Origin of the sequence: Actinoplanes solisilvae (assembly GCF_003999975.1) — a bacterium.
Taxonomy (GTDB): Bacteria; Actinomycetota; Actinomycetes; order Mycobacteriales; family Micromonosporaceae; genus Actinoplanes; species Actinoplanes solisilvae.
This window is the reverse complement of sequence record NZ_RJAC01000016.1, coordinates 1-18,488: the sequence shown is the minus strand read 5'-3', so window position 1 is coordinate 18,488 and position 18,488 is coordinate 1. Positions and strand designations below refer to the sequence as shown.

At 72.0% G+C, this 18,488-nt stretch carries 14 protein-coding genes; 3 read left to right on the top strand and 11 right to left on the bottom strand.

Going from position 1 to position 18,488, the window contains the following annotated elements:
• Positions 1-33: 33 nt before the first annotated feature.
• Positions 34-1,047, bottom strand: a complete 1,014-nt coding sequence (locus EER30_RS31275; protein WP_127504252.1) for a magnesium transporter CorA family protein — start codon at positions 1,045-1,047, stop codon at positions 34-36.
• Positions 1,048-1,139: 92 nt separating this feature from the next.
• On the opposite strand from EER30_RS31275, the gene EER30_RS31270 reads away from it, so the two are divergent.
• On the top strand, positions 1,140-1,847 hold the full coding sequence (locus EER30_RS31270) for a nicotinamide mononucleotide transporter family protein (protein WP_164842545.1): 708 nt from the start codon (positions 1,140-1,142) through the stop codon (positions 1,845-1,847).
• Here the strand turns inward: EER30_RS31270 and EER30_RS31265 are convergent.
• On the bottom strand, positions 1,823-2,071 hold the full coding sequence (locus tag EER30_RS31265) for an SCO4226 family nickel-binding protein (protein ID WP_127504250.1): 249 nt from the start codon (positions 2,069-2,071) through the stop codon (positions 1,823-1,825). The two genes, EER30_RS31270 and EER30_RS31265, sit on opposite strands and share 25 nt — an antisense overlap.
• An 84-nt stretch (positions 2,072-2,155) precedes the next feature.
• Between EER30_RS31265 and EER30_RS31260 the strand changes: the two genes are divergently transcribed.
• Entirely contained in the window at positions 2,156-4,864 is a 2,709-nt protein-coding gene (locus tag EER30_RS31260) for an ATP-binding protein (RefSeq protein WP_127504249.1), read from the top strand.
• A gap of 112 nt (positions 4,865-4,976) precedes the next feature.
• Here the strand turns inward: EER30_RS31260 and thrS are convergent, their stop codons facing one another.
• From thrS to EER30_RS31220, 8 genes are all read right to left on the bottom strand, one after another.
• Positions 4,977-6,977, bottom strand: a complete 2,001-nt coding sequence (gene thrS / locus EER30_RS31255; RefSeq protein WP_205650512.1) for a threonine--tRNA ligase — start codon at positions 6,975-6,977, stop codon at positions 4,977-4,979.
• Between the two features lie 75 nt (positions 6,978-7,052).
• Positions 7,053-7,889, bottom strand: a complete 837-nt coding sequence (locus EER30_RS31250; RefSeq protein WP_127504248.1) for a hypothetical protein — start codon at positions 7,887-7,889, stop codon at positions 7,053-7,055.
• The gene (locus EER30_RS31245; protein WP_127504247.1) at positions 7,886-8,194 is read right to left on the bottom strand and encodes a type VII secretion target; all 309 of its coding nucleotides are present in this window, start codon (positions 8,192-8,194) and stop codon (positions 7,886-7,888) included. Before EER30_RS31245 ends, EER30_RS31250 begins: the two co-directional genes overlap by 4 nt.
• 61 nt (positions 8,195-8,255) lie before the next feature.
• Positions 8,256-8,969, bottom strand: a complete 714-nt coding sequence (locus EER30_RS31240; protein ID WP_127504246.1) for an alpha/beta hydrolase — start codon at positions 8,967-8,969, stop codon at positions 8,256-8,258.
• 100 nt (positions 8,970-9,069) lie between these two features.
• Entirely contained in the window at positions 9,070-11,550 is a 2,481-nt protein-coding gene (locus EER30_RS31235; RefSeq protein ID WP_127504245.1) for a helix-turn-helix transcriptional regulator, read from the bottom strand.
• Positions 11,547-14,129 (bottom strand): AAA family ATPase, encoded by a 2,583-nt coding sequence (locus EER30_RS31230; RefSeq protein WP_127504244.1) that lies wholly within the window; start codon positions 14,127-14,129, stop codon positions 11,547-11,549. The genes EER30_RS31235 and EER30_RS31230 overlap by 4 nt, the downstream gene beginning before the upstream one ends.
• Positions 14,130-14,259: 130 nt before the next feature.
• Entirely contained in the window at positions 14,260-15,081 is an 822-nt protein-coding gene (locus EER30_RS31225) for a hypothetical protein (protein WP_127504243.1), read from the bottom strand.
• Complete coding sequence (locus EER30_RS31220; protein ID WP_240670411.1) at positions 15,078-15,539, bottom strand: SigE family RNA polymerase sigma factor; 462 nt, start codon at positions 15,537-15,539, stop codon at positions 15,078-15,080. The genes EER30_RS31225 and EER30_RS31220 overlap by 4 nt, the downstream gene beginning before the upstream one ends.
• A gap of 84 nt (positions 15,540-15,623) precedes the next feature.
• Between EER30_RS31220 and EER30_RS31215 the strand changes: the two genes are divergently transcribed.
• Positions 15,624-16,748 carry a hypothetical protein gene (locus tag EER30_RS31215; protein WP_127504242.1) on the top strand — a complete coding sequence of 375 codons (1,125 nt, stop codon included), beginning with the start codon at positions 15,624-15,626 and terminating at the stop codon, positions 16,746-16,748.
• On the opposite strand, the gene EER30_RS31210 is transcribed toward EER30_RS31215, so the two are convergent.
• Positions 16,743-18,104, bottom strand: a complete 1,362-nt coding sequence (locus tag EER30_RS31210) for a gamma-glutamyltransferase (protein WP_127504241.1) — start codon at positions 18,102-18,104, stop codon at positions 16,743-16,745. The two genes, EER30_RS31215 and EER30_RS31210, sit on opposite strands and share 6 nt — an antisense overlap.
• Positions 18,105-18,488: the final 384 nt, after the last annotated feature.

Sequence of the window (18,488 nt, the reverse complement as noted above, 5' to 3'; positions counted from 1 at the left end):
CCACCGGGAAGGCGTACGGGGGGCCTGTGGATATCAGAGCCAGCCGCGCTTCTTCAGGTAGAAGTAGAGGCCGACGGAGATGACCACGATGAGCACCGAACTGGCCAGGAAACCCGACATCTGCTCGTAACCGGGGTAGGGCAGGTTCTGGCCGAAGTAGCCGGTGAGCGCGGTCGGCACGGCGATGATCGCGGCCCACGCGGCCAGCTTGCGGGTGGTGTCGTTGAGCGCGTTGCCCTGCTCGGCGAGGTCGGCCTGCAGCAGCCCGTCGACGCGGTCGCGCAGGTGCTCGACCTCGTCGACCGTGTGCTGGGTGTGGTCCTCGACGTCGCGGTAATAGGGGCGCAGCTTCTCGTCGACCAGGCCCAGGTCCGAGCGCATCGCCTGGCTGACCAGCTCGGGCATCGGGGCCACGGCGCGGCGCAGCGCGGCCAGCAACTTGCGCTGGTGCACACCCCGCAGGCGTACGGCCCGGGGTGCCCCACCCTCCTCGAGCAGCACGTCCTCGATCTTGTCCATCGCCGCGTCGAGCCGCTGCACGGCCGCGTACTGCCCGTCGACGACCACGTCGAGCAGCCCGTAGAGCAGGAAGCCCACGCCGCCGGAGGCCGCGCCCAGCTCGGTCTCGGAATCCCAGCGCCCGACGAACCGGGTGGTGTCGCTCGGCGACTTGCGTACGGTGATGAGGGCGCGCGGCGTGACGAACGCGCTGATCTCGGTCTTGCCGAACTGCGTCACCGATTCCCGGGTCGCGATGTCGACGGCGTAGACGTTGAGGAACACGTGATGGGGATAACGGTCGATCTTGGGCCGTTCATGGTCGGCCACGGCGTCCTCGACCGCCAGGGGGTGCAGCTGGAACTGCTTGGCCACCACGTCGAGGTCGCCCGTGTCGGGGTCGAACAGGTCGAGCCAGAGCACCGCCTGGGGATGCTGGTCGAGCAGGCTCGCGACCTGCTCGTAGCCGAAGTCCTTGGCGATGACCTTCCCGCTCTCGTAGAGCCGGGTCTCGGTCGGGCAGAAGGGGTAGGACGCGGGCGATGTCACGGACACCACTATGCCCCTCGTCTCGTCGGCACTACCCAGTCGAGATCATCGCCATACGATGAGTCGTGGCCTGGCTAGACCATCTGCTCTTCATGTTCTACACCGCCAAATGGCAGGTAACCGCCGACCAGGCGATCTACTACCGCGAGATCGTCGGCAACGTCTTCGGGCTCGGGTCGGCGCTGTTCGGCATGCGCCGCAGCGTCTGGGCCTGGCCGGTCGGCATCGTCGGCAACGTGCTGCTCTTCACGGTCTTCGCCGGCCAGGCCATCGGCAACGACCAGGGCACGCCGCTGTTCGGCCAGGCCGCGCGCCAGGTCTTCTTCGTCATCGCCAGCGTCTACGGCTGGTGGCGGTGGAACCGCAACCGCCGCCGCAACCACGACGGCGCGGCCGTGAACCCCCACTGGGCGACGTTCCGGCAGCGCGTGGTCTACGGCAGCCTGGCCCTGTTCGGCGTGGTCCTGTGCTTCTTCGTCTTCCGCGCGGTCGGCGCCGGCTTCCCCGTCCCCTGGTGGTACTACCTGGCCGACTCGTGGATCTTCGTCGGGTCGATGCTGGCCACGTACGCCCTGGCGCGCGGCTGGGTCGAGTTCTGGCTCTGCTGGATCGCCGTCGACCTGGTCGGCGTCCCCGAGCTCCTGCACTTCCGCTACTACCCCTCGGCGATCCTCTACGCCGTCTACGCCGTCTTCGTGATCTGGGGCTTCGTCGTGTGGCTTCGCATCTCCCGCGAGGAGCCGGGGCCACCCGCCGGACGGGCGGCCCCGGGCACTCAGACCTCGGCCGTGATCTCGTAGATCTCGGTCGTCGGGTGGCCGGCCCGCTCGTGGATGCGCATCACGGCCTCCTTGCTCGGCCCCGTGCTCAGGCAGAAGACCTTGCCCTCCTCCGGGTCGAGCCACGCCTGCTCGAAGTGCACCCCCTCGTCGTCCTCGATCTTGAGGTCGGCGTCGTGCGCGTCGTTGAGCTGCGCCGGCGTGACCCCGTAGAACCCGCTGTGTACGTCCATGAATTTCGCCATGCGTTCAGATTCCTCGGGCAGAGTCGGTCGGACATCGGTCAGAGCACCTATCAAGGCGCGGTCGCCTGACCTAAAGTCGCGAGCGTGGTGGCCAGTCCCGTTCTCGTCGGCCGGGACGACCTGATCGCCCTGGCCGAGCGCCGGCTCGCCGAGGCCACCGGAGAGCTGCTGTTCCTCGCCGGCGAGGCGGGGATCGGCAAGACCCGGCTGCTCGGCGAGATCATCGGCCGCGCCCGCGCGGCCGGCTTCACCGTGGCCGGCGCGGGCGCCTCCCCCGGCGACACCGAGCTGGCCGGCGGCCCCCTGGCCGACCTGGGCGCCGAGCTGCGACGCGACCCCACCACGGCCGCGCCGGGCGAACGGCTCGGCCGCCGCCTGCGCGAACTCGCCGACGGCGACCCGGCCCGCCGGCGCCGCCTCCTCGTCGCCGACCTCGCCGAGCTGATCGCCGGCGCCGCCGACCCGCTGCTGATCACGCTCGAAGACCTGCATTGGGCCGACGACCTCACCCTCGACGTGCTGGCCCGCCTCGCCCGCCACGCGAAGTCCGGCCGGCTGCTGGTCGTCGGCACCTACCGCAGCGACGAGCTCTACCCGCGCGTCCCGATGCGCGTGTGGCGCACCCGCCTGCTCACCCAGCGCCTGGCCGAAGAGGTGCGGCTGCGCCGTCTGCATCCCGATGAGACCTCGGCGATGGCCGCCGCGATCACCGGTTCGGGCCTGCCCACCTCCGCGGCGGCCGCCCTGCACGAGCGCAGCGACGGCATCCCGCTGCACGTGGAGGAGTTCCTGGCCGCCTCCGAACAGGTCCCCGACACCCTCGCCGACGCCGTGCTGGTCCGCGCCGCCCACCTGACCCCGTCCACCCGCCGCCTGGCCGAGGTGGCCGCCGTACTGGGCCGCTCGTTCGACCTCGACCTGCTCACCGCGCTGACCGGCGACACCCCCACCGCCGTCGACGAAGCCCTGCGCGAACTCACCGAACAGTTCTTCGTACGTGCCGGCGCCGACCGCTCCGGCTACGACTTCCGCCACGCCCTGATCCGCGACGCCCTCTACGCCGACATCACCCCGCACCGCCGCCGCGACCTGCACGCCCGAGCCGCCGCCGCGGGCTTCCCCGATGCCCTCGCCAGCGACCACTACGAACGCGCCGCCCTCCCCGACGAGGCCTTCCGCCACGCCCGCGCCGCCGCCCGCGAGGCCTCCGCCCTCTCCGCCCACCGCGAGGCCGCCGAGCTCTACCGCCGCGCACGCCGCACCTTCCCGGCCCGTCTGCCGCGCTCCGACTGGGCCGGCTTGCTGTCCGCCCTCGCCTGCGAGCTGCTGGCGATCGACGAGAACGACGAGGCCGCCGCCTGCTACGCCGAGGCGTACGACGTACGCATGGAACTGGGCGACAAAGCCGGTGCCGCGGCCTTGGTGCCCGACTGGGTGGCCGTACGACACCTGTTAGGGGCCGACCTCGACACCCGCACAGAGGCCCTGCGCGCCGCCCTTCCGCTGGCCGCCGACCGCCCCGAGACCCGCGCCGAGATCCACGCCGAACTGGCCGCCGCGTACATGCTGGACCGTCGCCTCGACGAAGCCCTGGCCAGCGGCGAACAGGCCCGCGCACTGGCGGTCGAGGACCGCGCACGCTGCCACATAGACGCCACCGTAGGCTCCGTGCTTCTCTTCGCCGGCCGCCCCGACGAGGGCACCCGCCTGCTACGCGACGCGATCAACCGCGCCCTGAAACTACGCTTCGAGGCCCAGGCCGCCCGCTCCTATCGCATGCTGGGCACGTCCATGTCAGTCCTGGTCGAGTACGACACCGCGACCTCGACCCTGACCGAAGGCATCGCCTACGCCGAGCGCACCGAACTGTTCAACGACCGCCACTACATGGCCGCCCACCTGGCCCACGTCCGCTGGGCCACCGGCGACTGGCCGGCCGCCACCGCCCTCGCCCGCCAGGCCCTGGCCGACGGCCACGGCATAACCACCGAGATAACCGCCCACCACGTGCTTGGCTACCTGGCCCTGGGCCGCAACGCCCTGGACGAGGCCACCGACCACCTGCGCCGAGCCGAACAGCTGGGCGGCAGCATGCGCGAACTCCAGCGCCTCTCCCCCGCCCTGTGGGGCCTGGCCGAGGCAGCCCTGGCCCGAGGCGACGCACCCGAGGCCATAGCCCTTTGCGAGCAGGGCTACACCGCCTCAGCCGCAGTACGCGACGCCGCCTACCTCTTCCCGTACGTAGTGACCGGCACCCGCGCCCACCTGGCCGACTCGAATCCCACGGCCGCCCGCGCCTGGCTGACCCGCACGACGGCACTGCTGCGAGCGCGATCGATCCCCGGCACGCTGGGCGCCCTCGACCACGCCGAGGGCCTGATCCACCTGCACGAGGGCCAGACCGGCAAGGCCCGTACCTCGCTGGCCGCGGCCGCCGCCTTCTGGTCCGCCCGCCGCCGCTTCTGGGAGGGCACAGCCGTCCTGCTCGACCAGGCCCGCTGCGCCACCCGTTCTCGCCGCCCGGCTGACGCCGCCGCCCTGCGGGCCGCAGCCGCGCGGGCCTACGCCTCAGTCGGCGTGGAGATGACGCCGTCGCCGTTCACCCCCGCGACCCTGCTGTCCTCTCGCGAGTTCGAGGTGGCCCGCCTGGTCGCGGCCGGCCTGACCAACCGAGAGATAGCGGTCGCCCTGACCATCGCCCCCAAGACCGCCGCCGCCCACGTGGAACACATCCGCACCAAGCTGGGCGTCTCCCGCCGAGCCCAGATAGCCACCTGGGTAACCACCCACTGATCCCGCCACACCCGCAACCCCCGACGACCCGGCAAGGCCGTCCCAGCGCGGGGCGAGCCACCAAAAACGGCCGGGACCGAAGCAACTCCGGTCCCGGCCGTCAAGAGGTGAATCAGCCGGCGGACGGCCCGACGTTGGTGCGGGAGCGCACGACCTCGGCGACGTGGGCGACGGCCTCGTCGATCGGGACGCCATTGCGCTGGGAGCCGTCGCGGTAGCGGAAGGACACGGTCCCCGCGGCCACGTCGTCGTCGCCGGCGATCGCCATGAACGGGATCTTCTGCTGCTGCGCCGTACGGATCTTCTTCTGCATGCGGTCGTCGGAGTAGTCGACCTCGGCCCGGATCCCCGCCGCCTTCAGCTTCGCCACGAACGAGGTCAGGTAGTCGGCGTGATCGTCGCGGATCGGGATGCCCACCACCTGGACCGGCGCCAGCCACGCCGGGAACGCCCCCGCGTAGTGCTCGACCAGCACCCCGAAGAACCGCTCGATCGACCCGAACTTGGCCGAGTGGATCATCACGGGCTCTTGGCGGGTGCCGTCGGCCGCCTGGAACTCGAGGCCGAAGCGGGCCGGCTGGTTGAAGTCGTACTGAATGGTCGACATCTGCCAGGTGCGCCCGATCGCGTCCTTGGCCTGCACGCTGATCTTCGGCCCGTAGAACGCCGCGCCACCCGGGTCGAGCACCAGGTCGAGCCCACTTTCGGCGGCCACGTCCGAGAGGACCTTGGTCGCCACGGCCCACTGCTCGTCCGTACCGATGAATTTGTCGCTCTTCGGGTCGCGGGTGGACAGCTCGAGGTAGTAGTCGTCGAGACCGAAGTCGTCGAGCAGTGAGCGGACGAAGTTCAGCAGGTGCTTGATCTCGCCCGGGGCCTGCTCGGCCGTCACGTACGAGTGGGAGTCGTCCTGGGTCAGACCGCGTACGCGGGTCAGCCCGTGCACCACGCCCGACTTCTCGTAACGGTAGACCGTGCCGAACTCGAAGAAGCGCAGCGGCAGCTCACGGTAGGACCGCCCGCGCGACCTGAAGATCAGGTTGTGCATCGGGCAGTTCATCGCCTTGAGGTAGTAGTCCGCGCCCTCCAGCTCCATGGGCGGGAACATCGTGTCCTTGTAGTACGGCAGGTGCCCGGAGGTGTGGAACAGCCCCTCCTTGGTGATGTGGGGCGAGCTGACGTACTGGAAGCCTTCCTCGATGTGGCGGGCGCGGACGTAGTCCTCCATCTCGCGCTTGATGATGCCGCCCTTGGGGTGGAAGACGACCAGGCCGGAGCCGATCTCGTCGGGGAACGAGAACAGGTCGAGCTCGGTGCCGAGCTTGCGGTGGTCGCGGCGCTCGGCCTCGGCCAGCCGGTTCAGGTAGGCCTTGAGGTCGTCGCGCGACGGCCACGCGGTGCCGTAGATGCGCTGGAGCTGCGGGTTCTTCTCGGACCCGCGCCAGTAGGCCGCGGCCGAGCGCATCAGCTTGAACGCCGGGATGAACCGGGTCGTCGGCACGTGGGGGCCGCGGCACAGGTCGCCCCAGACCCGCTTGCCCTCTTTGTCGAGGTTGTCGTAGTGGGTCAGCTCGCCGTGGCCGACCTCCATGACCTCGTTCGCGTCGACGTCGCCCTTGAGGTCGACCAGCTCGAGCTTGTACGGCTCGTCGGCCAGCTCGACCTTGGCCTCGCCGAGCGACGCGTACTCGCGGCGGCGGAAGGTCTGCCCCGCCTTGATGATCTCCTGCATGCGCTTCTCGAGCTTCTGCAGGTCTTCGGGCTGGAACGGCTTCGGCACGTCGAAGTCGTAGTAGAAGCCGTTCTCGATCGGCGGGCCGATGCCGAGCTTGGCTTCGGGGAAGATGTCCTGCACGGCCTGGGCCAGCACGTGCGCGGCCGAGTGGCGCAGCACGTTGAGGCCGTCGGGCTCGTCGATCGCGACCGGGGTGACGTCGGTCTCGAGCTCGGGACGCCAGTCGAGGTCGCGCAGCCGGCCGGAGGCGTCTCGGACGACGACGATCGCCTTGGGCCCCGAGGTCGGCAGGCCGGCCGCGGCCACCGCGTCGGCGGCCGTAGTCCCGGCCGGGACGACTAGTGGGTCGGCCACAGCGGGGGTACGGGTTGCTGACACGGTGATCTCCTTCTACAGAAAAGCTCGCCTGAACCTTGACGATGCTATCCGCCCGGAAATTCCCGCGAACCACCTCTACCTCAGCTCGGCGTCCTGCTCGGCTCCCGGCCGGTAGGAGACGAGCCGCCGCCCGCCGGCTCGCTGTTCGAGGTCGTCGATGGCCGCCAGGCGCCGGATGATCGCGAGCTGAGCCTGGGAGATCCCGTCACCCTCGTGAGCCCGCAGATCTTCCTTGGCCCGGCGCAGCAGGAGCCGGTTGGCCATGTCGCGATCCTTGTCCGGCAGCCCCACCGCCGCCCCGACGATCTCGGGCTGTTCCAGGATCGCCCGCTCTTGGTTCAGCGGGTGCTGCGCCCGCCACCAGGATGCCCGTTCGGCCGGGGTCGCGGCGGCCAGGGCCAGCACGCCCCTTTCGCGATATTCCGGCGGTTCGGTCGGCGGCACCTGCTCCTCACGGTATTTGTGCAGTTCAAGAGCTTCGACCGTACGCCGGTCGGCCTCGTTGACGCGGGCCACGATCTCGGCGATCTGCTGCGCGTACGCGTCGACGGCCAGCCCGATCGGCGCGGTGATCAGCCCGGAGACCAGGTCGATCCACAGGCCCACGCCCCGGGCCTCGGCGACCAGCCCGTGCAGCAGCCGCCGGTTGTCCTCGACCTCGCCCGCGAACTCCCGTACGGCCGTGGCGATGGCGGCGCAGTGCCCGTACCCGGTGCCGAGCTGAGCCCGCAGGTCGGCCCCGCGGTCCTGGGCGTCCGCCGAGGTGGGCCAGTGGTGCGGCAGGTCGCGGGTCTCTCGTCCGAGCTCCTCGACGGCGGTGTCGAGAGCCGCGGCCAGCCGATCCCATTCGCGGGAGATCTCGATCAGTCGTGCCGTGTCCGCCGCCAGCAATCCCTGGAGAGTGATCGTCACGGCCGCGCTCCCAGGATCCGCTCGGCCGCGGACGAGTCGGCCGCGGTGTAGTCGGCCGCCGCCGCCCGCAGGTCACCGCCGTGGTCACGTATCAGCGCGGTCAGGGAGTCGAGCGTGCCCGCCCAGCGCCGGGCCGCGTCCACCAGGGCGACGTCGCAGGTGATCGCCCCCTCGATCGCGCCCTGGCTGGCCCGCTTCCATTCCGGGATGCGGTCGGTCACGGCGGCCAGGCGCTCGGCCACCCCGGTCACCGCCTCGCCGATCGCGTGGACTGCCGGCGCGTCGATGCTGGTCCTGTCGTTCATCGGTCAACCCCACCGTCCGTAGGAGCCTGCGCATCCCACACGGCGGCGTCGGGAAGGCGGTTCAGCCGACCTCGGCCAGCGCCTCCTTGATCAGGGCCGTGACCTCCTTGGGGTGGGCCAGCATGACCAGGTGCGACGAGTCGACCTCGATCGTCTTCACGCCGGCCCGCTGGTAGCCGAAGCGCTCGACGTCCGGGTTGATCGTGTGGTCCGAGCTCGACACGATGCCCCAGGCCGGCTTGGTCTTCCAGGCGGCGACCGGGGCCTTCTCGGCGAACGCGGCACCGGCCAGCGGGCGCTGCGACACCGCGAGGACGCGGGCGCGGGCCGGGTCGACGCCGGCCGCGAAGATCGCCGGGAACTTCTCGACGTCGACCGAGACGTCGGTGCCGTCCTCGGCGCCCGGGATCGGGTATTTCGTGTAGACCAGCGCGGCGGCCAGGTCGGAGTCGGGGAATCCGCCCTGCAGCTCGGCCAGGCTCTCGCCCTCGTCGAGCGCGTATCCGGCCAGGTAGACCAGGCCGACGACGTTCTCCTCGACACCGGCCACGGTGATGACCGCACCGCCGTACGAGTGGCCGACCAGCAGAACCGGGCCTTCGATCTGCCGGACCACCGACGAGATGTACGCGGCGTCGCCGATCAGGCTGCGGTTCGGCACGGCCGGGACGGCGACCTTGACGCCTTCGTCGAGCAGTAGGGCGGTGACGTCGGCATAGCTGGCGGCGTCGGCGAACGCCCCGTGGACGAGGACGACGGTCGGCTGCACGGTCATTGTTTCTCCTGCTCCTGCGGGTTTCGAATGCTCACCCATCGTGAGGGGGACCGCGACGGTCGGTCGTCCGTCGAACGACTGCACGGCCGGGCGGCCGACCTCACAGGCGGTCGATCACCGCCGGCAGCTGCGAGCGACGAGCCACGCCGAGGATCGGATACGCCCGGCTGAGGTGGGTGCCGACCGTGCGGTCGGACAACGCGAGACGGTCGGCGATCTGCTTGTTGGTCAAGCCCTGGGCGGCCAGGCGTACGACCTCACGCTGTTGCGGGGTGAGGCCGGCGGCTTGCCGGCGCGGGGGCGCGGCCGCGGCCAGCTCGGCCTCGGCGCGCTGCTCCCACGGGGTCATCCCGGTCGCCGCGAAGACGTCGCGGGCGGCGGCCAGCAGCGGACGCGACTCGGACGGGCGGTGCCGCCGGCGCAGCCACTGGGCGTAGTCCATCAGGGTCAGCGCCCGCTCGACCGGCCACCGCGCGCCGTCCGGGTCGTCCAGCGCCAGCCGGAAGTGCTCCTCGGCCTCGGGTTCGGCGGTGGCCAGCAGGGCGCGGGCGCGGTGCCAGACGGCGGTCAGCCGGGCCGATTCCAGCGCCCGCACCCGGCGTTCGGCGGCGGCGACGATCGGCGCGACCTGGTCCTGGCGGTCCAGCACGACGGCGACCTGGGCCAGGTCGGCAAGCCCCAGGTCGGAGACGCGGTGGTGGGCCGGGACGCCGTGCGGGTACTGGTGGCGCAGCCGGTGGAAGGCCAGCCCGTGCAGGCCGGCGATCGCGTCGGCCAGCCCCTGCGCCCGGCCCAGCCGCACGTCGTAGACGGCGTGGCTGACCGGTTGGATGGCGCCGCGGGCCTCGCGCAGCCGCTCCCGCAGGTCGGGTTCGCCGCGCAGGGCCGCCACGCAGGCGTGCAGGGCCAGCGCTCCGGCGCGCACGTCGACCGCGATCCGGGCCGGGCTGGGTTCGGCGAGGGCCCGTACGGCGGCCTTTGTTGCGGCATCGAATCGGGCGCTGTCGTAGTGCACCCAGGCCAGCGCGATCAGGGCGAGGGGCCGGTGCGGACCGCCCGGCGCGGCGAGCTGCCAAGCCCGGGTCAGGTGCCGGGCCGCGTGCTCGGTCTCGTGGCGGGCGAGGGCGATCGTCCCGAGTGCGATCGCCCTCTCGTCGGGTGGCATCGCCTCGGGCTGCCCATCTTGTTCGAGCAGCCGCCGCGCCCGTCCGTCCACGTCGACGTCGTCGGCGAGCGCCCGGCCCCAGGCTTCGAGCAGCTCCGACTCGCCCGCGCCGCCGTCGCGCAGCGCCTCGCGCACCCGCTCCCGGGATCGTCCGTCGCCGCGCATCCACGCCGCCCGCAGCGTCGTCAGCAGGTGTGCCTCGCCCGATCGCCGTCCCGCCGACAGCGCGAGACTCCACGCGTCCTCCCCGGCCAGATGGGCGTGGTGCGCGGCCCGTTCGGCGCGGCGACGGGCGGCGGTCAGATCGCTGCTGCGGGCCGAGGCCAGACCCAGGGCGTACGCCGCCGCGCGCACCCGCCCCGTCATGGACAACCGATCCCCGGCCCGGTCGAGCAGGGCCGCGGCCTCGTCGTCCGGCGCGGCTTCGGCCCGCGCCCGATGCCAGGCCCCGGCCGGGTCGCCGACCGGCAGGCGGGCGGCCAGGGCGAGCCGGGCCGCGTTCCGGTCGGCCGGCCCGGCCCGGTCGATGACCGTCGCGCGCACCACCGGATGCGGGAAGTGCCACCCGGTCCCCAGCACCCCGTCGGCCGCGAGTTCGTCGAATACGCCTACCGGCACGAGCGCGTCCAACGCCGCCGCTGTCGACCGCCCCGGGGTCTCGGCGGCGAACGCGACCACGAGCGCGGCCCGCAGCCGCACGGGGTCGAGCCCGTCGACGCCCGGCGCAAGCGCGCGGCGCAGACGACCGGGCACGGGCAGCTCGGTGGCGGTCGGCGGCAGGTCCTTGGCCGGCGGGAGGTGCCGGGCCAGTTCGGTCAGGGCGAGCGGGTTGCCGCGCGACTGGGCCACCACGAGCCGGGCACCCGGATGCCCGCGCGCCTCCGGCAGGGCCGCCACCAGCCGTCCCGCGTCGGTTCGGCTCAACGGGCTCAACCGCACGGCCGTCATCTCCGGGGCCACGGCCGCCGTGGTCGCCCCGGCCAGCACCGGCAGCTCGTCGAGTCCGACCAGTACGCTGCGGGACAGCTCGTCGAGCCGGTCCAGGTCGTCGGCCACCCACAGGCAGTCCGGCAGCACCCGCGCCAGCGCCCGCACCGCGTCGGCCGGCTCGGCCGGGGCGGCCGAGGGCGGGTCCTCACCGAAGAGTCGAGCGAACGCTGCCGCCGCCGGGGGCGGCAGCGCGGTGGTGTGCCGCTGCACCGGTCGCAGCAGGCGGTGCAGACCCGCGCCGGGCAGCGCCTCGTCGCCCGGCAGCGCCCGCACAACCAGCACCCTCCCGCCCCGGCGGCGGGCGGCCTCGGCCAGCACCGCCGACCGGCCGGCCCCCCGGGGACCGTGCACCAGCACCGAGCCGCCCCGGGCGAGCACGGCCGCGATCGCGTTCAGCGGCCCCTCCCGCCCGACCAGCCTGGTCACCTCGGACCGCCCCGGCCGGCCAGCAGCTCGCCGAGCTGGGTGCGGTTGGCGATGCCGAGCTGCGGAAAGATCCGGTAGAGGTGCGAGCCGATGGTGCGCGGCGACAGGAAGAGCCGCTCACCGATCTCGCGATTGCTCATCCCGCCGGCCGCCAGGCGCACGATCTGTTCCTGCTGCGGGCTCAGCCCGGCGAACGGGTCGGCCGCCGGGGCGCCACCCCGCAGCTGCGCGAAGACGCGCCCGGCCCAGCCGGCGGCGCCCAGCCGTTCGAAACCGTCGAGCGCGTCGATCAGCAGATCACGGGCCACGCGCGGCTGCTGGTCGCGACGCAGGCGGTCGGCCACGGCCACGGCGAGGGCGGCTCGTTCGAACGGGTGGTTCCGCACCCCGGCCAGGACGGCGGACGCGGTGGGCAGGTCGTCGTCGAGCAGCGCGCGGGCGGCGGTCATCCGGCCGCGGGCCCGGGCGCTCAGCCACCTCATCCCGTACGCCTCCTCGGCCTGACGAACCGCAGCCTCAGCCTCATTCCGTACGCCCGCCTCGGTCGCCGCCGCCACCAGGTCGGGCAGCACCAGCACCTGCCAGTCGTGCGGCACCGCGAAGGCAACCGCCAGCGACTCGTACGCCCTCTCGTGCTCGCCCGAAGCGGCCGCGGCCAGCCCGCGCGCCCACGCGAGGCGCAGGGCGAAGACCGGAACCGACTGCGGGTCCATCGGCGAGCGCGCCAGCAGCTCGTCCGCGGCCGCACACCGTCCCCGCAGATAGGCGATGACGGCGAGCTGGGCATAGGTGCCGGCCCGGATCAGCGTCGCCTCCGACCCGACCGGCGAGGAAAGCAGCGGCACCAGCATGTGCTCGGCCTCGATCCAGCGACCGAGGTCGATCATCGCCCACCCGGCGGCACCCGGCGCGGCCAGGAACACCCCCGACGCCTTGCCCTCGATCACCCCGGAGACGGCCGGCGCCAGCAGCCGCAGGGCGTGCTCGGGCTCGTCGGCCAGCATCGCGGCCGCCCCGGCGACCGTGGCCCGGTCCTGGTCGGCCAGCGAGCTCGCCTCACGGGCCAGCAGGCAGCCCTCCCGCACCTCCTCGCTGGGCCGGGTCACGACCAGCGGGAAAAGCCAGGGCTGATCGACCGGCAGGTCGGCCGTCGCCCGCGCGAGCGTCCCGGTCAACGCGCCCCGGCCGAGCAGGAACGACGGGAACGCGGCCGAGTTGGCCGTGCCCGCCGTCAGCGGCTCGGCCTCGATCACCCAAGTGAGCCGGGGGACGGCGGCGTCGAGCCGGCCGCGCATCGTCTGCAGCCACGCACCGAAGACGGCCAGGTTGACGTCGAAGCCCGGGGTGGCCTCCAGATCGAGCACGGCCTCGGCCCGCTCGAGGATGCCGGTCGCCCACCGCAACCGGCCCACTGCTCCCGCCCGGGCCGCCGCACCCAGCAGAACCGGCGCGCGGTGCTCGGGCTTCAACAAGCCGGCCGCCTGTTCGAGCATGGTCACCGCGGTCACCACTCCCGCGCCGTCCAGCAGCTCGGCCGCCTGGACCAGCTCGTTCGCCAGCTCCGGGTCGTGGCCCGTCGCGGCGGCCGCGCGATGCCACAGCGCCCGGCGCGAGTCGGTGGCCCGCTCGGCGAGCAGGCGATGGGCGCGCCTCTCCGCCGCCGCTCCCGCCGCCCGCAGCACCGCGAACTCGACCAGCGGGTGCCGGAAATGGACCGCGGTGTCGGTCACCGAGATCAACCCCGCGTCCACTGCGGGTTGCCACACCTCGGCGGCGATGGCGAGCTCTCTTTCCCCGGCCGCGACCAGGGTCAAGGCCCACTTCGTACGCTCAGGAAGCTCTTCCACCCGTCGGGCGTAGACGTCGGCGACACCTCCGTCGCCGGGCAGAACGGCCCCACCGGCGTACTCGCGCAGCGCCAAGGGGTTGCCCGCCGCCCGTCGCAGAATCTCGAGCCGGGCCACGCCGGCCGGGGCATCCGGGACCGCCTCGAACAGCCGCTCGGCCTCGCGCTCGGACAACGGCGGCACGACCAGCACCTCGAGCAGCTCGGCCAGCTCGATCGGCACCCGGTCGGTGCGCGCCGCGAACAGCGCGACCATCGGCATCTGCCCCACGGAGATCACCGAGGCCAGCGTGAGCAGCACGTCGAGGCTCGGCGCGTCGACCCGGTCGACGTCGTCCACCACCAGCACGAGCGGCCGGTCACCCGCGAGCTGATCCAGCGCGGCGCACACGGCCGCGCGCAGTATCAGCAGGTCGACGCCGGTCTCCGCACCGGCCAGGGCCGCGCGCAGGGCCCGCCCTTGAGCGGCCGGCAAGGCGTCCGGGTCGGCGTCGGCCAGAAGAGCACGCAAGGCCGCGTACGCCACCCGGGGCATCCCCGAATCGCCGGCGACCCTCGACACGCGGTGACCGCGCTCGACCGCCGTCTCGGCGAACGCACCCAGCAGCGCCGTCTTGCCTACCCCCGCATCGCCCGTCAGTACGAGCGCGTTCCTGTCGCTCAGCAGCCTTTTCAGGCGTGCCCACATCGCCCCGTGCCCGATCAGGCCCGGGGCGTCCCCTTCGGCCCCCATCCACCCACCCCCGCCTGGCCAGTCTGCCCACTGAACTGGGCAAACCCAAGGGGACAGGAGGGCAGAAGTCAGGGGGATCCGGGACCGACCCGGCCGCGCGGGCTCCCCACGAGCCGGCGCGGCCGGGAGGTTACGGCTGGATCGGGAGGGTCTGGCCGGCCAGCAGCCGCTTACCCGCCTCGATCTTGGCCTGGTACGGGTTGGTCTTCCACACCTTGGCCAGCTTCACCGCGTCCTCGCCGTCATAGCCGGCGCCGAAGAACGCGTTGACCCGCTTGAGCTCGTTCTTCTGCTCCTGGGCCGCCTTGACGTTGGCCGGCTTCGGCTTGACCGGAACGTCCTGACCCGCGAGCAGCCGCTTGCCCGCCTCGAGCTTGGCCGCGGGCGCGTCGGACAGCTTCCAGATCTTCGCGAGCTTCGCGGCGTCGTCCCACACGTAGCCGGCCTCGAAGAACGCCGTGAACTGCTTCTGCTGCTGCGGCGTGATCGTCTCCTCGACCACCGGCTTGTCCGGTGTCGGCTTGATCGGCAGCGTCTCGCCGAGCAGCAGCCGCCGGCCGGCCTCGGCCTTGACCCGGTTCAGGTTGTCGGGGTTCTGCTTCCAGATCTTGGCGAGCACCTGGGCGTTGTCGTAGCCGTAGCCGGCCGCGTAGTACGCCTTGAACTGCTCCTGGAACACGGCCTCAGGGTCCGAGCTGGGGCTGACGGCCGGCGCGGCCGCGGCGATCCCGGTCGTGCCACCGCCACCGGCGTTGTTGGCCGGCAGGAACGCGGGCAGGTTGATGGCCCCGGCGATCAGACCGGCACCGAGCACACCACCAGCCGCGATCTGCGCGCCCCGACGGCGACGCTTGTACTTCTTCGAAAGCTCCAGCACGTGGGCGTAGACCACGGCCGGGTCGGGGGTGTTGTCCTCATGAGCCTCGAAAGCCTCATGCAGCTGGTCGGTCACGACTTCTCCTTGACGAGAATACGGTCATTCAGCTCCGGCTCGTCGAGACGGAGGGTCTTCAGGGCCCTCGACGCATGACTGCGGACCGTGGCCACGGAACACCCGAGCAGGCCGGCGATCTGCTCGTCCTCCAGGTGCTCGTAGTGGCGCAGCACGAGCACGGCCCGCTGCTTGCGTCCGAGCGTGAACAGACGGGCCCACAGGTCGCCGTTCGGGTCACCGGCCACCCGCAACCGGCGAACCGCCCAGAAGCGCCGCCACGACAGGTACTCGTCGAGCACCATGCGCCGCACATACGCCTCGGGGTCGTCCGTGTCACTGATCCGGCGCCATCGAACCTGCGTGCGCGCGAGCACCTCCTGGATGACGTCCTGCGCGAGATCACGGTCTCCGGTGAGGACGACGGCATAGCGCAGGAGACTGGGCAGCCGGGCCATCGCGAATTGCTCGAAGGTCACACCCTTACGACTCCCCCGGCACCCGATCTGTGCACCCCGATCTTGATCAATCTTCAGCGCGCCGCTCACCTACCATTCGGTCGCATGAAGAGAGATCCCGCGGTTGCCGCCCTCGGCACGTTGCTGGACCGGTCGGTGGCGCGGATCGGGGAGCTGACGAGCGACGGCCGGTTCTTCGATCGCCGCGAGGTCGCCCGGATCGCCGACATCTGGGACAACAACACCATGCCGTTCTTCGCGGTTCTGACGTCACCCGAGCGGGCGCGTGAGGCGCTCGACTGGATGGCCGCCTTCAGCCCGGAACGCCGCGCCTGGATGATCCAGCAGGTCCCGGACGTGGCGCCGCTGCTGAGCGCCGCCCCGCCCCGGGAACAGCACTACCGCGACTACCGCGACGCCGTCCGTCCCGGAACGATGGCGTTGACCACGGCGCTCGCCGACACTTACGACCTCGCGTCAGCAGAGGTGTCCTCGTTCACCGTGGAGAGGACCGGGTCGACCCTCAGCGCCGACGTGGAACTCCAACCGGAGCGGGCCTTCCCCGCTCCCAGCGGCACACGCGACGTGAAGTTGTGGTTGCACTTCTCGGACGTGCGAGGCGCGCGGTTCGACAGCGACGACGCGGTGGGAGCCTCAATGCTGGCAGGCGGGGACGTCAGGCTCGGCGGCCACGGTTACGTGCACGCTGCGGAAGCCGAGGTCTGGATCGACGACGACGCGTGGCACCTGTCACCGGTGGGAAAGGCGGCCGACGCGGTGACCCCTCCGCGGCAGCCTCGCACAGAAGTCACGTGGCCCGCCGTCGTGGGCGAAGCCGGCACTGCGGCCTTCGCGCTGTACGAAAGGATGCTGCGAATCAGGATGGTGCGTTCCCCGGGGATGGTCGGCCGGGTTCCGCTGCGCACGCTCAGCGCAGCCCTAGCGAAGGCGGGATCACAGGCGCTCGACGCGAACGGCCGTTTCCTGCGGAACAGGGCCTTCACGCGGCTCGCCCACCGCTGGAACGACATCGCCGCACCACCACGACCCCCGGCCGCGGCCCCTGGCGACCATCTCACGCTGGCCCAGCTCAACGCCGGTCACAACACCATCATCAACTCCGCCGTACGCGACGACGACGGCACGTGGGCGCTGCGCTCGGCCTCCCTCCCCTGTCCGGCCGGGTCAGCGGTGCGGGCCGAACAGGGCACCATTACCGTGGAGCTATGACAGCACCGCCGCGAGACCGTCCGCCCGGCGATCACTGCCCGCGTCGAGCAGCGTGCCGCGCAAGCGGGCGATCTGCACGTGGCCGGCGTCGTTGTGGGGACCCTCGGTCGTCGACACGGTGAGGCCGTCGGTGTCGGACAGCGTGACGCCCGGTTCCACGATCAGGTCGTCGCCGCGCAGGATCCAGCGCGGCCGGTTCACCAACGCGGACAGGTCAGAGGCGGTCAGGGCCTCGGGGGCTACCTGGGCGAGGATCCACGGTTGGGCCCGGCCGCCCTGGCAGCCGAGGGCGATCACGTCGTCGGTTGTCGTGCCGATCGTCGGGCAGAGCGTGTGCGGCGGCCGTAGACCGGGACCGATGCAGGCCGGGTGACCCGGGTCGAGGCTGAACGCGGAACCCCGGTTGTGCAGAACGATGCCGGTCCCCGGGTCGAGCAGGCCGGCGCCGAAGCTTTCGAACACGCTCTGGATCAGGGCTACCGCGTTGCCGTCGTCGTCCACGGCTGTCACGGCGACCGTGTCGCCCTTCGGCTCGGGGCCGGGGACGGGGACAGCGCCCGGCGGGAGCGGACCGCGGCGGGGGTCACCCAGGCGAGCGTCACGGTCGGCCTGCGCACGGCGACTGTCGGCGAGCAGCGACGACGACCCGACGACGGCCAGGAAGGTCTCGCCCTGCACGGGTGGCGGCGCGGCATGCCAGGTGACCCCACCGGCGGTGGCCTGCAACGGCGTGACCACCTCAGCGACGTGCGCCGCGAAGTCCGCCGTGGACAGAGGGCTTCCGAAGTCGCGCAAACCCTTCGCCAGTGGCGGATCGGAGTAGAAGGACCGCCAGTCGGAGCCGATCCGGGTGAGTGTCGCGGCCAGGGCGGGCTGCACCAGGGCCGGTTTCAGCATGATCTCAGCGAGGCCGCGGTCGGCCAGGATGCGGTCCTTCGCGGCCTCGATCGCCGCACGCAGGCCCGGGCTGAAGGGCACGCCGTCCTCGGCCATCCGTACGGCCGGCGCCAGCAGCGCGGCCAGCGGAAGCCGGGCGTTCGAATGCACCGCGGCCCATCCCGCCACCACGCCCGGAACGGTTACCGTCTGGGGCCCGTACAAAGGCATCCCTGCTTTGAGCGCATTCACGTCGACCGCGGCGGCCGCTGCCCCGATCGAGAGTATGGCCTGGACCGGCCGTCCTTTGGGGCGCACCATCGCCACCAGGTCGCCGCCTACTGAGCATTGGTGCGGATAGACGACCGCCAAAGCAGCAGCCGCGGCCAGTGCGGCGTCGAAAGCGTTGCCGCCTGCGGCTACGGCCGTGTGGGCGGCGTCGATTGCGGCCGGGTGGGGGGCGGCTACGGCAACGGACATAGTCGGACCCTAGTCGTCGGAAGACCCCAGGGCTCTGCCCCGGACCCCGGCCATCGCTCGGAGATCAGCCTGCCTTTTGGTTGCGCTGGGAGCTTGGGTGATGGAGAACCCCCCTTCAGGCGTGAGCGGCAGGGTGCGCCGGCTTGACCCACCACTCAGCTAGGCCCGGGTGAGTGAGCCACCCACCTTCACCGGCGCGGAGGCCAGACCACTCTGCGTCAGGGGGAGCGCCCGGCTCTAAGCGCCTGATCAGAAGTTCTGTACGTAACTCACTCGGGAAGAGGGACGTAGCGACGTAAAAACCTCGTCGTGGGTTCGGATCGAGTTACCACACACGACCGAAACCCCCGACGAGGTCACCGCCAGTATGCGCCCTGCGCACGT

Coding starts and splice junctions, on each gene's coding strand:
- EER30_RS31270 (WP_164842545.1), top strand. CDS start 1,140: ATGTTCTACACCGCCAAATGGCAGGTAACCGCCGACCAGGCGATCTAC.
- EER30_RS31265 (WP_127504250.1), bottom strand. CDS start 2,071: ATGGCGAAATTCATGGACGTACACAGCGGGTTCTACGGGGTCACGCCG.
- EER30_RS31245 (WP_127504247.1), bottom strand. CDS start 8,194: ATGAACGACAGGACCAGCATCGACGCGCCGGCAGTCCACGCGATCGGC.
- EER30_RS31240 (WP_127504246.1), bottom strand. CDS start 8,969: ATGACCGTGCAGCCGACCGTCGTCCTCGTCCACGGGGCGTTCGCCGAC.
- EER30_RS31230 (WP_127504244.1), bottom strand. CDS start 14,129: ATGGGGGCCGAAGGGGACGCCCCGGGCCTGATCGGGCACGGGGCGATG.
- EER30_RS31215 (WP_127504242.1), top strand. CDS start 15,624: ATGAAGAGAGATCCCGCGGTTGCCGCCCTCGGCACGTTGCTGGACCGG.
- EER30_RS31210 (WP_127504241.1), bottom strand. CDS start 18,104: ATGTCCGTTGCCGTAGCCGCCCCCCACCCGGCCGCAATCGACGCCGCC.